At 50.0% G+C, this 14,314-nt stretch carries 19 protein-coding genes; 1 reads left to right on the plus strand and 18 read right to left on the minus strand.

Annotated features, from left to right (window positions below; genetic code table 11):
- Positions 1-15 precede the first annotated feature (15 nt).
- From EYC82_RS09915 to EYC82_RS09980, 14 genes are all read right to left on the minus strand, one after another.
- A complete protein-coding gene (locus EYC82_RS09915; protein ID WP_279249372.1) occupies positions 16-558 on the minus strand; it encodes a nuclear transport factor 2 family protein in 543 nt (180 codons plus the stop codon).
- Positions 539-895 (minus strand): VanZ family protein, encoded by a 357-nt coding sequence (locus tag EYC82_RS09920; RefSeq protein WP_279249373.1) that lies wholly within the window; start codon positions 893-895, stop codon positions 539-541. Before EYC82_RS09920 ends, EYC82_RS09915 begins: the two co-directional genes overlap by 20 nt.
- Positions 892-1,761: an SDR family NAD(P)-dependent oxidoreductase gene (locus EYC82_RS09925; RefSeq protein WP_279249374.1), complete on the minus strand. Its 870-nt coding sequence runs from the start codon at positions 1,759-1,761 to the stop codon at positions 892-894. The genes EYC82_RS09920 and EYC82_RS09925 overlap by 4 nt, the downstream gene beginning before the upstream one ends.
- A 55-nt stretch (positions 1,762-1,816) precedes the next feature.
- Complete coding sequence (locus EYC82_RS09930) at positions 1,817-2,062, minus strand: DUF6868 family protein (RefSeq protein WP_279249375.1); 246 nt, start codon at positions 2,060-2,062, stop codon at positions 1,817-1,819.
- A gap of 42 nt (positions 2,063-2,104) precedes the next feature.
- On the minus strand, positions 2,105-2,620 hold the full coding sequence (locus tag EYC82_RS09935; RefSeq protein ID WP_279249376.1) for a protein tyrosine phosphatase family protein: 516 nt from the start codon (positions 2,618-2,620) through the stop codon (positions 2,105-2,107).
- 101 nt (positions 2,621-2,721) lie between these two features.
- On the minus strand, positions 2,722-3,162 hold the full coding sequence (locus EYC82_RS09940; protein ID WP_279249377.1) for a nuclear transport factor 2 family protein: 441 nt from the start codon (positions 3,160-3,162) through the stop codon (positions 2,722-2,724).
- 24 nt (positions 3,163-3,186) lie between these two features.
- Positions 3,187-3,630: a hypothetical protein gene (locus EYC82_RS09945; protein WP_279249378.1), complete on the minus strand. Its 444-nt coding sequence runs from the start codon at positions 3,628-3,630 to the stop codon at positions 3,187-3,189.
- A gap of 81 nt (positions 3,631-3,711) precedes the next feature.
- Positions 3,712-3,975 carry a hypothetical protein gene (locus EYC82_RS09950; protein WP_279249379.1) on the minus strand — a complete coding sequence of 88 codons (264 nt, stop codon included), beginning with the start codon at positions 3,973-3,975 and terminating at the stop codon, positions 3,712-3,714.
- 175 nt (positions 3,976-4,150) lie between these two features.
- Positions 4,151-4,423, minus strand: a complete 273-nt coding sequence (locus tag EYC82_RS09955; protein ID WP_279249380.1) for a TMEM165/GDT1 family protein — start codon at positions 4,421-4,423, stop codon at positions 4,151-4,153.
- A gap of 868 nt (positions 4,424-5,291) precedes the next feature.
- Positions 5,292-5,660 (minus strand): SpoIIAA family protein, encoded by a 369-nt coding sequence (locus EYC82_RS09960; RefSeq protein WP_279249381.1) that lies wholly within the window; start codon positions 5,658-5,660, stop codon positions 5,292-5,294.
- A gap of 144 nt (positions 5,661-5,804) precedes the next feature.
- Positions 5,805-6,287 carry an EXPERA domain-containing protein gene (locus EYC82_RS09965; RefSeq protein WP_279249382.1) on the minus strand — a complete coding sequence of 161 codons (483 nt, stop codon included), beginning with the start codon at positions 6,285-6,287 and terminating at the stop codon, positions 5,805-5,807.
- Between the two features lie 81 nt (positions 6,288-6,368).
- Positions 6,369-6,989, minus strand: a complete 621-nt coding sequence (locus tag EYC82_RS09970) for a hypothetical protein (RefSeq protein WP_279249383.1) — start codon at positions 6,987-6,989, stop codon at positions 6,369-6,371.
- A gap of 182 nt (positions 6,990-7,171) precedes the next feature.
- A complete protein-coding gene (locus EYC82_RS09975; protein ID WP_279249384.1) occupies positions 7,172-8,086 on the minus strand; it encodes a sulfotransferase domain-containing protein in 915 nt (304 codons plus the stop codon).
- Between the two features lie 403 nt (positions 8,087-8,489).
- The gene (locus tag EYC82_RS09980) at positions 8,490-8,855 is read right to left on the minus strand and encodes a limonene-1,2-epoxide hydrolase family protein (protein WP_279249385.1); all 366 of its coding nucleotides are present in this window, start codon (positions 8,853-8,855) and stop codon (positions 8,490-8,492) included.
- A gap of 334 nt (positions 8,856-9,189) precedes the next feature.
- Between EYC82_RS09980 and EYC82_RS09985 the strand changes: the two genes are divergently transcribed.
- Positions 9,190-10,605, plus strand: a complete 1,416-nt coding sequence (locus EYC82_RS09985) for a 5'/3'-nucleotidase SurE (protein ID WP_279249386.1) — start codon at positions 9,190-9,192, stop codon at positions 10,603-10,605.
- A 980-nt stretch (positions 10,606-11,585) separates the two neighbouring features.
- Here EYC82_RS09985 and EYC82_RS09990 read toward each other — a convergent pair.
- From EYC82_RS09990 to EYC82_RS10005, 4 genes are all read right to left on the minus strand, one after another.
- Positions 11,586-11,831 (minus strand): DUF2164 domain-containing protein, encoded by a 246-nt coding sequence (locus EYC82_RS09990; RefSeq protein ID WP_279249387.1) that lies wholly within the window; start codon positions 11,829-11,831, stop codon positions 11,586-11,588.
- Between the two features lie 176 nt (positions 11,832-12,007).
- Positions 12,008-12,481: a hypothetical protein gene (locus EYC82_RS09995; protein WP_279249388.1), complete on the minus strand. Its 474-nt coding sequence runs from the start codon at positions 12,479-12,481 to the stop codon at positions 12,008-12,010.
- A gap of 99 nt (positions 12,482-12,580) precedes the next feature.
- Positions 12,581-12,814, minus strand: a complete 234-nt coding sequence (locus EYC82_RS10000; RefSeq protein ID WP_479722997.1) for a DUF2798 domain-containing protein — start codon at positions 12,812-12,814, stop codon at positions 12,581-12,583.
- 415 nt (positions 12,815-13,229) lie between these two features.
- Complete coding sequence (locus tag EYC82_RS10005) at positions 13,230-14,276, minus strand: hypothetical protein (RefSeq protein WP_279249389.1); 1,047 nt, start codon at positions 14,274-14,276, stop codon at positions 13,230-13,232.
- Between the last annotated feature and the right edge of the window lie 38 nt (positions 14,277-14,314).

Here is a 14,314-nt window from a genome sequence, read left to right on the forward strand (position 1 = left end):
CCTTGTCGCCGAAGGCTATTTCTCTGGCCTTGACAGGGAACGCAGAATATCCTGCGCTGCGCGCTCACCCACGAGGCGTGAGGTACGTGTGGCAATCAACCATTGCCCTTTCACCCGATTAAACGTCCAGTCATTAATGGAGAGCCGCATCAACCGCGGCTGCTCACCCTCGCGCAGGTACAGTCGCGAATAGCCTATCGCCCGTGCGCTGTCGTCTTTCACTTCGATATTACTGGGACCTACGGTATGCGCGGTATTGGGCAACATGCTTTGATGCAGGTCTGAACGTAGCATCTCGCCAATCGCTTCACGCCCCTGCAGCACCAGGTCTCCCTGGTCCCCGTCACGACCCGCACGTGGCGAGGAAACCCGATATTCAGCATCTTCCGTGTGGCACGCCATGGCGAGAGCATCATTGCCACAATCCGCTGCCAACCCGTAGCGCGTCATCAGGTTCTTGATGGCCAATTGATCCTCAGCGAGCTGCAGCCGTCTTTCCTGGCGATCCAGCCGACTGCGCAATTCCATCAGCGCTCGTTCAGTTTCTGTGCTCTGCACGAATTACTCCCGCTCGACGAATAGCGACCCGACGCCACAGCCACGACCCTGCGATAACTACGCCAAGCGTGTTTGCCAGAAAATCATATCCTGACATCACCCTACCGGGCAGGAAGGACTGGGTTATTTCAATAATACCGCCGTACAACACAATACACAGACATGCGACAATAAAACGTCGACCATAGCCCGTGATTCCCCATACCAATACTGTAAAAATCCCGTAGGTCCCAAAGTGCGCCAACTTGTCCCAAGGATCGATAGAGGAGCCCGTTCCGGGGCTCAATGAGACCACTGCGACAAAAAGTGTGTATAAAAAAACAACGACCGTATTCACGAGCAATCACCGAATGGCTCGCCATCATCAGAGGAATGGTCGTGCATATAAGACTCAAAAGTGCTCTCGTGCTCCGGGTGCCATCGTGACAATGCCGGGCGGTTGTTTATCAGGTCGCCCATGGCCCATGCCATACGCCTGTTATCCGTTGATCGCGACGTATCATTATCGGGGCAGATAATGTAAAAATCGCCGCTGGATACATGGTCGACCATAAAATCGGCAACCTGCTCTGTCGTCCATGCCCCCGGTGGCTTATCCGGCAAAAATGGGCGGATCATACCCGAGTAAGTGAATCCCGGTACAAGCAGGTGGGCACTTAACCTGCATTTCTCTGTATTGCGGAATTCGTACTGCAGCATTTCAGTAACCGCTTTTACTCCCGCCTTGCTCACGTTATATGCGGGGTTGCCCGGCGGCAGAGTGATACCCTGTTTCGAGCCAGTATTGATAACGACCCCGTCATCATCCTGCTCAAGCATGGCAGGTACAAAGGCATGTATGCCATTGATGACACCCACCAAATTGACGTTTAGTGTTTGCAGCCACCCTTCGTGCCCTGTCCAGGCACCGTTCCCCCTGACCCCCGTTCCCGCATTGTTCATCAATACATTGACCCTGCCAAACCTCGCATAGACCGTATCGCGAAGACGCTCAATGTCGGTCATTTGCGATACGTCCGCCGACACTGTCATTACATCAGGCAACTGCTCCGACACCTGCTGGAGCTTCTCCTCGTTGTTGTCTGAGATACACACTTGCAACCCCAAACCGAGCAGCTTTTGCGCACAGGCAAGTCCGATACCGTCTGCACCACCTGTAATCACGGCCACTTTTCCGGAAGAAAATACACTCGACAGACTCATAAATCAGCCTTTATCCTCTATCTCATGCCCAATCCCGGTTCGACGGGGAAAACGGCTAGACTACCAATTTAAGTGCAATATACGGCACGAGATTAAACACCAGAACCAACAATTTATAGTTCCCGAGGTACTGAAAATAGTATGCGTTAAGTTCGCTTTCATCCACCTGCATCAAGGTGCTGTGCACGCGCTTTGTGAACCCTCTGAATACCGTTACCCACAATGAGGAAAATAGTAGTAGCCCTATATTGATTAGAGCGCACCATCCAAAAATGGCTGTAAGAATCTCCAGATCGATCATAGCCCTGCCCTCCGCCGGACGCTCTCTGAACGCCTGTTCTGATTATGCACCGGATACGAATTTTTTCCATACTCCGAAAGGCTCCCAAATATGCCGCAGGTCACTGCGAGCCTCCTGTCTATCCATACCCTCTACGTCACACCGATAGCGATACACAAACGCAGAGACACGCATATTCGCTGCGCAGTGAACCCACAACCGGACTCCAGAGCAAGCCGACATGGCAGAAACGAACTGCTGAAAGTCCTTTTCAGTGGGACGGCTGAAATCCACTGGTATGTGAATGTAGTCAAGTCCGAGCGCTGTCACGAGCGATGCTTCATCGCCCAGTGCGTTTTCTGCGTCATGCGGCGCCAGATTAATTACTGCCTTATAGCCTGCATCGCGTATTGCGTGGAACTGTACCTCGGTAGGCTGACCCGAAGTACAGATCCTTTCGCTAATGCGGTGGGCATTGTAAATACCGGCCAACGTATCCCCACTCACCTTCAGCCGTGTATATTTTTCCAGCAGGGTGATCAGATAACCGTATACTGTTTTTAGTGTGTTAAATGACAAAAGATGACCTCACTCCAAACGTTAACTCGCCTGCATCAGATCGCATAAATACTCGCTGGAAGGCAGGCGTTGTCGACATGTCCAATCAGGCCAAGATGGCACTAGAGAAAACTTTGCGCCTCTCCGTTCTGCAGGAGACGCAATCGCGTCAAGCGTATTTTCGCGATACGCCATGCGTTATTTTCCTTGCGGTATAACTCGTGGTAATGACCCCATCCCTGCAATTGCAATCCCGGTAGAATGACGATGTCGTCCATCGCCCAGATACCCCTCGCGCTCTTTTCATCCAGTATTATAATTTCAGGCATGTGCCCGTGGTGTATCGTCGTTGCGTCAGCGAGTATGACAGATATTTGTTCCATATAATTATCACGCCCATAGGCCAGCATACCCGGGCCCTCACGAAAATCTGCCTCCAAATCTTCTGTAAAACATGCGGCCAGTCCATCCCAGTCCTTCATATCCATGCTGCGAAAGTAGCGCGCTTTCAGCTGACGAATCGCCTCGACATCAAAGAGTGTATTGTTCGTTACCGGACTCATCTAACTCTCCTACCCTGGCCCGGTTTAAAAAAGAGCCGCTAGCACGCCGTAAAACAATATGAGAAACCCCCCAACCTCCGCAGCGATCAACATCCACATATGCACTGACACATGGTGCGCGGACAGATTGGTCTGCCCCAGCCGGAAAGGTGCTTTGAGCTGATTCTCTGTGTCCTGCAACAGCCCATGCACCATATAACTCAGTATGGCGACAGCAAAATAAAATACGACGGCGGCTGTCGCTAAAATTTCCCAGACGGCAGGAAGCTGACTGATCTCTACGAACTTTGCCAGAAGCATCGCCGCAAACGCATAAAGCAGAGAGGCACGATGACAAATATCCACGTAGGGGTGCGCCTCTCCATTCGCCGCAGCCATGATCTGCCGATACTTCCAGATACCGGTCAACAACGCTGTCAGAAAAAAAACACCGGCTGAAACTATAGCCAGCTTTTCTGCTGTTTCCATGGTGTAAACTCCGAAAAACGATTGTCCTGATTATTCTTCAGGCGTGTAAATAGCCATCCCGCCAGTTAATGCCGAACACCGTTACGCTGAAGCCAACGTCACTGATTCCTCAATATACTGGTGAGTAAACCACTTCTTTGTCGTGACACGGCAGATAATCAGTATCTCCTCGTGCTCTGCACCTTTCCATTGGTATGACAACTCGATCTCGTAGGTGGCACCCGTAGCGGAGGTGACTGTCTTGAGCATCGCAGTGTCAAGATGTTCCGATGCGAGGGCATACCCCCCGCTTTTGATGGACTTCAATTCACCGTCGGCTAATTGGTGCGCTTCGGATCGATCCATAATCCAGACCTCATTTCAAATGCCCCAGCGAGAATGGGTTGATCCGAATAATATCGCACTTTTTGTCAACGTAAATCGATTCTGTGTGTTAAACAGGTTTGCGGAGCAAGTCACCACTAGCCCTCAATCCGGTTGTGAAGCGGCCTTAAAAAAGGCCATCAATCGATTGCTATATTTATGCATGGTAGAGGGTGAATATACCGATCCCGATGAATCCGACGCCCGCCACATAGTGCAAGTATCTTTCGCTAATGTATTCTGAAACCAGGGATCCCGCCAGCACCCCGAAAGCGGCCGCCACCACCAAGGCGGCTGATGCAGCCAAAAATACAGTGTACTTACTGACTTCCTTGTCCGAAGCAAACAGCATGGTGGCAAGTTGCGTTTTATCACCCAGTTCCGCGATAAACACCGACCCAAAAATCGTAAGAAATACTCTCCAGTCCATTCCCTCTTGCCTCTCATTTATCAAACGTTAGGCGACCACCGATGATATCCATGAGGCATTCGACGCGTCACCCTGAATGAAGTCATGTTTCCAAAATACGCTAAAGCTGTCGCTTCCCGATGGGTACGACATTATCAGACCCAACTTTGGCCTTAATGACCACCGGGTGGCACCAGTTTTGACGCCATTCATTTTCGTTCTGCATCGCTGTCTGGGCATCACAGTTTGCGTTCACGGGCGTACCAAAACCAGATCGATTACTCAGGCAGTTGGCATTCAATGAACCATAAATTTCACCGTCTATTACTGATGTTACAAAAACGAGTTCGCCGCAATTCTCACATTTGTGAAAAATCGCGCCCCCCATTACCTTTCGATGAATGCTGTGCAGGGCTTCGCGGTGAATGCTGACATCAAAGCGGGTACGGGCTTTAGATACATATGAAAATCGATTAAGTAAACAGTAACTGCACTGGCATTTACGCGGAATCAGACTGCGATCGACGGTATGCCACACCACTTGTATGTTGTTGCACGTACAGCTACCTCTAATACTCATGACAGGCCCTCATCATTCCTAACGCGCGCCGTACGCTTACAAAAGACTCGTATTAGCTTGACAGATTCGGCAACGCCATACCAACTCACCATCAACTGTACGTAGATCCGCCATGGTACATCAGTTTAAAAATGACGGCATACCGACAGCATCAGCATCCCGCGCGTTGAGCAGGCACCCGACCATTGCTGCCGCATTATCTGTGCTCCATTGACATCCGTAACAATAGGAGCCGCAGGATATTGTAGCCAGAGGGCCGCAGTGATCACCACAGAACGTGGGGTAGCGCGAGTCACGATTGCAGCTGATTTATCGATCTCTGATCCAATCCCATGCGGTCGGCAAATCATCAATATCGAAGTGCTTCTCTTCGATCCCCACCATCGATGCGAAAAAACCATCTATGGCGACGAGCCATTTCCATACGCGGCTAGACGATATGATCGCAAATTTGCTGATTCTTTCCATATGCGCCATGACCCACTTGATATCTTCGATTCCCGCCTCAACTCCCCAAGATACTCCATCGTCGAGCACCACAAGCACATTCAGTGTCTTTTGGGTTTGTAGGGCCACCTCAATTCTTTGAATCCATTTTTGTCCCTCTTCTAGGCTTACTTTGCCGGAAATTTCAAACCCGAGAGACTCATTCGTACTTTCTGGCAGTTCTTTTATCATTTCAAGATTTACCTCAGGAGTAGGCCGACCTGTAAGTTACATCACACAATCGGCTTGATTGAACGAAATGCCACACCGCGCGAGATGCAGAATTTTCAACTTTTCATGTTGCCCATCTCGGTCGAGCCACCCCGGTTTTCGCGGTCAGCGCCCAGACGCCGGCATGTCTTTAGCCAACAGCAACCGCAGTGCGAGTACAACGGGCGCCAGAAGCCAGGGCAAATTAAATGCCAGATAGTAAGCCAGGTTAGGCGGCGGGTGAGGCCCCAAAAATGTCTGCGTAAAATAGAAAAACATATTCGTTACCGCGGCGCCAGAATAAACGAGGCCGAGCGGCCTTACCCAAGGACGCAGCTGTATTAGGCCATAGATAATAAAAAGCAATGCAGGAGCCTGAAAAAACCCATCAAAAAGTAGCGCAGCAACGAGATTGGGAGGCGGATCAAGATGTGCAGGCTCCTCGGCAACCGCCCATCCGTGCAGCGCTCTCAATGGAGGCCAGGGGCTGTCTTGTGCGACCGGCACGCCCAGACCCTCTGGCAGACTAAACAACAGGCCATACAGTACTGTTATCGAAAAGAACGCGACTAATGCGCAATCAAGTGGCCTGTACAGAAATGGCTTCATACTTTCGAACCTCGTATTGCAGAAAAACCACAGGGATACTTATTTCCTCAAACCTTGCTGCTCACACTCGCCAGATACGCGCTACCTAAAGCGTGACAGCCATTTCGAATCCTTTTCATCCGCGCCGTTTTCTTCAGAGTCAAAAATAACATGTCGATCAATACCATTTAACTCTATATCGATACGCGATAATTTTTCGCTGACAATATTACGTAACTCGCTCTCTTGGCCCGTTGAGCGCAACTTTAATAAATGAGAGTTTGTCGCGAAAACGCAAACGACCGTTAAAGACTGCGGAAAATCACAATAGTCTACAAGGTGCGTTAACCATTTAAAGCCCTCAAACCGCTCTATCGCGATCTCGCATGTATCGGTTAAGGCAACTCTTAGCGCATTATCTCGCTTCTTGTCGGTCTTTCTCATTTCTACAGCCGCCTGTATTTTCCTGCCGCAACGAATACGCCGTATCGCCGCCTGCCAATTACCGGCAGAGAGAGGGGCACCACAGCCATACCCATTTGAGTCAGTTTGCTCCGGATTTGAACCCGTTGCACAGTTGTCGGGGTTATCGTCTGGCACACTGTCATTATCATAATGGCAGGCGTCATCGCCATCATCGGAGTTAACCAAACCTGCGCTAGGTACTGACGGACAGTTGTCTGCACAGTCGGTGACGCCATCCGCGTCGCCATCAGAGGCCACCTGCCATAAACTGGTACCCTTGTTTGAATATACACGCACAAGCCCGCCGGGGTTAAGAACCACGGCTCATTAAGGATAGAGCTGCTATGAGTACAGCCAGAAGAGAGGCGGTAGATAAACGGTGTCAAGTCAAGTTGCCCTGCATAAACTATTCCTTATACCGTTATCGAATCAACGCACGCTTACCGGTCACTGTTCTGCCCTTCCCCGGTCGCAAGCCAATGCGCACACTCCCTGTCCAATTCGACTAACGCTCGACGCTCGTATTTTGAACTCTCTTCTGAGGTCAGGACGTCACGCCAGCGACCATTCGTGCCTTTGTTAATGAAGCTTTTTGCCCCTCCATTCCAGAAAGCGCCGCCGAGAGGAACACTTTTTTCTCCGTGCTCTTTCATGTAATCAAAACTACAGTGGCGCAGCACGGAATCCCATTGCGACTCGTCGATAGGGGTTTCGATAAACGCTGCTAACCGACGAATTTCTGCTGGCATATCGCGCTTGAGGTTTTCATAATGTAGGAGATAAACATTGGGTAAATCCCTTATTGCCCACCAGGATTGTATATTTTCCCAGAAGGGCCACCAGGGATACCCATCGTTATCGAGCCAGTCATGATAGTACTGGGCTATCGACGATGAGGGACGCTCAATCGGCGGTCCGACCCGGCCTGGCGTGTCATTTAGCGCCTCGTACCACGCGTCATTCGCTTTTGAATGATGGTTATACATGCTCCACAACACATCCCGCCCGTCACGGCCTATATACACATATTTTGCCTTTTCAGAAAAAACGAGCGCATCTACAGGTAGATGCGTTTTCAAAAATCGGCGATGCGTCTGCGACTCGATCATCGGAATCTTCACTGCCTTGGGGGGTACGCGGAGATCGACCCACGGTGACATGTCCGCAACCTCGACGCCCTCTGCGCCATTGAACAAGAGCTGGGCGACAATTTGTTGCACCCAGGTAGTGCCTGCTTTTGCATAGGTTGAGATGACGATATCGTCGTCTCTGAATTCAATATCATTCCAAATGGTGGAATCAAAATGATGATTTTGGAACTCTCTAAGCTTGACTGGAACGGGAACGGTATCCATGGGTTCTCCCTTTAAGACGCTATTAATCGGTGGTACCGTGCTTCGAGTACTGAGGCTACCTTTACTACTGTCTAAGTTCTTTCACCGGAATCTAAAACCGAGCCCGAAACCGTTCTCTCGACCGATCCAGGAACTCCGCCGAGATGTAAGACGCAAAAAAAGAATGCGAGTTTATGTGTCAAACCATCTGGGTATTTCTCACTTCCTCGGAAGCTATTCATTCTGTTCTTTATTTTTGGTGCAATGCGCCATAGAGATGTCGTGGTTTCTGACTCACCGCGCTTGTATTCTCTATCCATTCTATATTTCAAATACGTCTGTTCTGTCGATACATTTTTATCACTTCCTTTTCGTGTTATGGCATTCAGACAGCGTCGGAAAAAACCGTCGTTACCTGGCAAACTCAACTCATCGCTGTTGTATACGTCCCGAGATCAAAGTAATCCCGCCATACATTGATTTTTTCATTTTCCATCTCGAAAACGCCAAAGCAGGGAAGATCTATATCACCTGCAGTCGACTTGGTCTTGTCGACACCCTCGCAAAATTCGGTATTTCCCTCTTCGACAGTGTTAAGGATTTGCCAATCCGTTTCTGTCCAACTGTCGGAGAATACCGTGATGAAGTCTTTTATGTTGTCTTTGCCGACGATCGGCCGCATTGGCATATTGTGATACGCGCCATCATCGGTGAAAAACTCAGACAATTCGACGGGATCCAGCCGACTCCATGCCACGATAAAACGCCTGATCGTTGCAATATTTTTCATTACGGTTTTAGTTTCCCTTTTGTATTGTCTATATCAGTATCTGTGATTGACCGATGAATTCCACAGGTTCATGAGGCCAGAATCAGATGAGTGGGCACTGCTTAGTCAATCCAATCAGTCAAAGCCGCGCAGAGAACCGATTCTTCGGCCTCGCGCCACAGCGTGAGCCGCCTGGTCCTGTCAGTTTTTTTTACAGACAAACATCAGCTTAGCCCAAATCCGGCATAAAATGGGCGCTGGCACGATTCTTGTTATAGTCTATGCTAGTGTGACACACAGCATTCTTGCCACCCTATTCTAAGCATAACGCAATCAATAATTCAGGACAGACGACATGCAAAAAACAAATAAATTTGCTAATGCGACAGCGCTGAGCCGCTCCGGCCTACTTCTGGTAGCACTCAGTCTTACCGCGATGTTGAGCGGCTGTTTTTTCCAGAAAGCAGCGCGTGATAGCGCTCGCGTAGGCTACCTTACCAACGAGCCCTGGTGGTGCAAGGGTGCCTCCGACGCCGGTACATCTGTGTTGACCGAGTCTGAGTGTATAAACTTGTCGCTTCAGTTCGATGGCGCCAACTATAATGCCAACCTTTACAGCACGGTCGGCGACCTCCCCCCGGGAAACGTTTGGGTGCCAAGCGATCCTGGTGCCGCTTTCCAGTTGTCGGGCACACTGCCCACTGCCTTTGAGTCCGCGAACCCCAACGTTCGCCTGTATTCGGGGACCGGAGGTGACTCGACGCTTGTTGGCGTAGCCTGGCGCATTGATGCCGAAGCCGCGCCCGAAGGCTACCCCGGTGATCGCGATGTCTGGGTGGAGGACGCTGACAATCATTGGTGGCTGCGCGCGTGGATCGCTCAGGGCTACGAAAACCATCCGAACGTCTTTGCGCTTACCCATCCGTGCCTGGTCGCAGGGGGTGCAATTGCCCATACCGCATCCAGCGCTTGCTACACAAGCTCACACACCACACCGCTTGAAATTCTTGTCACGAACGACGACGGGGTCGATGCAGCGGGTATCGACACATTGGTGGAAGCGTTGCGTCTGGAGCCTAACGTCAGCGTTACGGTTGTCGCGCCAAAGCTTAACCAGTCCGGATCCAGTAACCAGACCTCGCCTGTCAGCGAGCTGTCAGAGGAAGTGGCCTCCACGCTAAGCGGCTACCCTGCCACTGCGATTGCGAGCACCAATCTGAGCCCGCCCAGAAACGGCTCGGGGTCACCGGCCGATGCTGTCTTGTGGGCGCTCCAGCAACAGAAGCTTTCACCCGACATTGTGATCAGCGGCACGAATAAGGGCCAGAATGTTGGGACATTTGCGGCTCTCTCTGGCACTGTAGGTGCTGCAAGAACGGCAAGAATAAGTGGCGTTCCGGCCATAGCCACCAGCACCGGCGGCGAGATAAATATTGTTGTCGGACCTTTTGATTTTACGACAGGAGTCAGTGAGACAGTAACGCTGTTCAGAGAATGGCGCCTCGGACTCAGGAATAACTCAATTACGACGGTCGAGAGCATCAATATTCCCTCTTGCGAAGCGACTTTCTCTCTGCGCGGCACCATCGAGTCCGTGCTGACGGTCGGTGGCTGTATACCTGTCAACGGCGATGCTGCGCTGCAATCATGTGACCCGAGCGCAGGCGTTCCGGCCGTCGATGGTGACACAGATGTAGAAGCATTCCATAACGGATACGTGAGCATAGCCAACGTGGGTTGGGACTACAGCGCACAGAACTGCCCCCCCTAAAGCAGGCAGGCTAGGCGAACCCCACCTGTGCGATATCCCGAACGAAGCGCCCCCCTGGGGCGCCTATCTCTCATCACCAGTGATATTTTTCGGCGGATAACCACTTACCCGAACCAGGTATAGTCAGCTGCTCCTCTTTTAGCATCGCTAAAACGTAACTCTGATGCCCCGTTGCTGCCCCAATAACACGAGCGAAATAATCCTGCTGGCCGTCAGGCTCAGCGTTTTCGCCGACTTTGGCAAAGTCCCACTCTCGAGGAGAGACGCGCTGCACCTGGCAAACGTGATGTCGCAATAACCTGAGCGCTGCATACTAGAAATGACCTCAACACATGGATCGAGGGATGCCATGATTTGGGTGGATTATCAAGCGCCACCCGTTTGTTTGAGGAGGTCGCGGCCATTCGCAGGCTAACGCCTCATCCAAGTATGATCAGATAAGGTACGTCAACACTACCGTGCAGAAGGCCTCCGCCTTCGCTTGTTATATTGCCATTTTTCATGCGCCACAAATCCACAACCGCCACGCTAAATCAGAGAAGACGCTATTGGCTTATTTGTGCCACTGACGGCCCCTCACTCTCGTCATGAATAGCAGGATATGAATTGCTTTATTCACGCGGTAAACACACTGTCAGGCAGAACCCAGCCATTTCCCGAGCTTCTCTCGATCATTTTTCTGAATCAGTAGGAATTTCTGGTCTACAATTAGAGTAGACCGTTATTACTTGTCGTTATTGTGACAAAAAGATGTCGCAAACCGGTCGCTAAACGCGGTTGAATATTTGGCAACGATTCAACCAGTAGGTTCTAAAAAAGCCTTGCAAATTCTCAATCAAATTCCCTGTGATATGAGGATGTAGGTTAGATAGTCACGATACGCTTTTCTCGGTAATACGTGTTCGTGAAAGCATTCAGTCAGACAACATGCACGCCCCTGAACGAATCTCGAGAACAGGTACCTAAACATTCGTTTCTATTCAAACACTTGTCTTTTCCAATTCCTGAATTAAATAACCAATCTCCTCGAATTTTTCTGTAAGTAGCGTATGGGCGTCGGCTAGCCCACGATTATAGAAATGAGGTCCAACTTCTCCTGCAAAAAACTCCAGCAGAAAATTCGCTTCAAAGCTGCCTAGCTCTTGATCAAGTTCATCGCTAAAATACGATTTGATGCTACCTATGATTCGGTCGGTCTCATCGGTCGAAAATTTGATGTCACTCATCCATTTCTCCTCTGCCTATACATCGCTGAGCGCCGCGGGCAATTACGTAATATTGGTATCGCTACAACAGCGCCCGGCGAATAAATCGAAACAATCACAATCCGTTTCAGTGAGGTGTGCGACGCTCCGTAGACCGTTGTACTGGTGTCAGGCTTTTTACGAATATCGGGAACAGCCTATGCCCGGTGATAATTCGGTGCTTTACCGCTATCTTTTGCTCCTTTTTCGCCCGATTGTTGATCGCTTTGTGGCATAGCGTGCCCTTTCGCCCACGAAAGATGTAACAAAGACCTCACTAAAACACCCACGAGTAACAACACGATACCCCAAAATGTGAACGGCCTTTCTATAAGGTAGGACGGTGGCTCTATGATAAACCCCGCGAGGATCAACAATGGTGCCAGCAACACAGCGATCGACGACAGCATTTGCGCGCTGGCCAACCAATTCTCATAGACTTTTAGACCACCAGCCATCAGCAGATTAACCGATGCCGCAAAAAGAATATAAATATGCGTAGCACGATACATCATTCGTATTTCTTCCCGACCTTGATATAAGTCCGGAAAACCGAAAAACAGATAGGCTCCCGTTGCCAAAAAGATTAGCAAAAAAAAGAAACCAACAGCTAAATGTAATTTTTCAAGCATTGAGAACCTACTACTCCCGCTCCCTTGTCGTCACGCGCCGGTCATAAAGCGCCGCGGCGAAGGCAGTTTTCTGAGCCCCTCACTACCTTGCTCACCGAACTATGAGTCGTCAGTCTCAACCAGCGCTTCCACTAATTTTTTTACGATAGGCGAGACCACCAGCACGGTGGGAAACGCCACTATAAAACCCAGTATCCATGCTTTGATCCAAATGACCAGAATCCCCTCGACAGTCCCAACATTAAATACACTTATGAAGAACGACATGATACAGGACATTAATAACGCCATAAAAAATGAGAACACATAACTGGTGTATTTTTTTGGTATCAAATATACGCACCTGTTAATACTAGAGCTTTGTTTTTCTCGTAAGCGAATCGTTTAGCACAGTCGGTGTTCTGAATCGGTCTTTTTTCTCCGCACAATAAAATTGTGAGGGGAAACCTGGTAAATGACTTCCGTCATTACCAGCTAAACAATATTATATGCGATCTCACGAAACCGCTGCGAGCGAGGCTCTTTACGTTAAATCACGATGCGCCCCGAGCCTATCCCCTCGGAAAAAATAAAATACCGCGACGTTTCATACTCCTGCCTCTTAGAATACTTCATTCAGCAAGGCTGTAATACTAGCAAAGTGTCTCAGCACGCGCGAAACATCATCGACATTTGCTGAAGAGCCAAAAAAATGAAGAACTCCAGAATCATGGCTTACTGTGCCAGCATCACAAGCGCGACTTCTCACTCATTTTTTACCTAGTGCACGACACCAACAGAACGCTGAGTAGCACGCCGAAATCGCGAGCGCGATCTTCGTCATCCACGGTTCGCCGAGAAAAAACTTCTGCGAATAGAAATTTATCTCCCTGCGAGTGAGACTGAGTCCGTATTCTCGCTCGAGCCAGAGTAAGTCCCTTTCAACCACCTGCTCAAGTCGCTCATACGCTCGCGGAACCGCTTGAAACTTTCTACCCGGAATCCTGAGAAATGGCGCGACATCCTTAGGAATACTGCCTTTGCTCGTAAATGCGGTATCTCCGCAAGAACGAGCATCATTGAGGGCACTCAACAGCATTGCCCCGTACTGGCTCATACTCGGGTTCATTGGTCGAGGCAAGCCGCCCCGAAGCGATTCCTCAATCCCAATTTTTTGTAAGAACGTGCCGACAATACCCGATGAACAACGGGAAGCGGTGTCAAAATCGTAAAGCACCACATGACTGCCGGGAAACGCTGCTTCCAGTCTCGGCAGCAAGCCTCTAAACGAATAATAGGGAGGGTTTTCATAAAGGTCTTTCAGCACAGCGCCAAATCTTAGCCGTTGTTGAATCTCGCTCGACAGCGCCGCCGCGGGGTGACGAATACAAGCTATGACTTCAACCCTGTCGGAATATTTGCCGAGCCACGATGCCAACAACATCATTTTTGTACTGTCAAAATGACCCACTGCCTCTGCCGATATCAATAATTGTGATGCTTGAGAATCAGAAAAACCACGCTCGAATTGCACGCGAACCTGCTCTACACTGAGCCCTTCCCTATTTACCGCAACCGATGTGGACAAAGTATGAGTGTTTAAAGGCTCCACCTCAGGCGTAGCGATCGTTTGTAAGAGTTCGGAGTGATTGCCGGCGAAGGGGGCCGCCAGATCGAAGACATGCGGAAAATGCAGATCATGCTCACTTTCGAAACGCGCTGCATGAAGGGCAAGATAATTTTGGATAGTGCTTGTGCCGGTTTTCCCCAGCCCAACATGGAGGTACACGCGCCTAAACCGTTTATTCTCTCGCATTGCGGCCTTCCACCGGAGTGAGGAAAAATTGATGACGA

This window comes from Candidatus Marimicrobium litorale (assembly GCF_026262645.1).
GTDB lineage: Bacteria > Pseudomonadota > Gammaproteobacteria > Pseudomonadales > Halieaceae > Marimicrobium > Marimicrobium litorale.

Excerpts from the sequence above, each read along its gene's own strand:
- EYC82_RS09960 (WP_279249381.1), bottom strand. The coding sequence starts at position 5,660 with ATGATAAAAGAACTGCCAGAAAGTACGAATGAGTCTCTCGGGTTTGAA.
- EYC82_RS09945 (WP_279249378.1), bottom strand. The coding sequence starts at position 3,630 with ATGGAAACAGCAGAAAAGCTGGCTATAGTTTCAGCCGGTGTTTTTTTT.
- EYC82_RS09950 (WP_279249379.1), bottom strand. The coding sequence starts at position 3,975 with ATGGATCGATCCGAAGCGCACCAATTAGCCGACGGTGAATTGAAGTCC.
- EYC82_RS09985 (WP_279249386.1), top strand. The coding sequence starts at position 9,190 with ATGCAAAAAACAAATAAATTTGCTAATGCGACAGCGCTGAGCCGCTCC.
- EYC82_RS09955 (WP_279249380.1), bottom strand. The coding sequence starts at position 4,423 with ATGGACTGGAGAGTATTTCTTACGATTTTTGGGTCGGTGTTTATCGCG.
- EYC82_RS10005 (WP_279249389.1), bottom strand. The coding sequence starts at position 14,276 with ATGCGAGAGAATAAACGGTTTAGGCGCGTGTACCTCCATGTTGGGCTG.
- EYC82_RS09965 (WP_279249382.1), bottom strand. The coding sequence starts at position 6,287 with ATGAAGCCATTTCTGTACAGGCCACTTGATTGCGCATTAGTCGCGTTC.
- EYC82_RS09995 (WP_279249388.1), bottom strand. The coding sequence starts at position 12,481 with ATGCTTGAAAAATTACATTTAGCTGTTGGTTTCTTTTTTTTGCTAATC.
- EYC82_RS09980 (WP_279249385.1), bottom strand. The coding sequence starts at position 8,855 with ATGAAAAATATTGCAACGATCAGGCGTTTTATCGTGGCATGGAGTCGG.
- EYC82_RS09930 (WP_279249375.1), bottom strand. The coding sequence starts at position 2,062 with ATGATCGATCTGGAGATTCTTACAGCCATTTTTGGATGGTGCGCTCTA.
- EYC82_RS09975 (WP_279249384.1), bottom strand. The coding sequence starts at position 8,086 with ATGGATACCGTTCCCGTTCCAGTCAAGCTTAGAGAGTTCCAAAATCAT.
- EYC82_RS09925 (WP_279249374.1), bottom strand. The coding sequence starts at position 1,761 with ATGAGTCTGTCGAGTGTATTTTCTTCCGGAAAAGTGGCCGTGATTACA.
- EYC82_RS09940 (WP_279249377.1), bottom strand. The coding sequence starts at position 3,162 with ATGAGTCCGGTAACGAACAATACACTCTTTGATGTCGAGGCGATTCGT.
- EYC82_RS09990 (WP_279249387.1), bottom strand. The coding sequence starts at position 11,831 with ATGAGTGACATCAAATTTTCGACCGATGAGACCGACCGAATCATAGGT.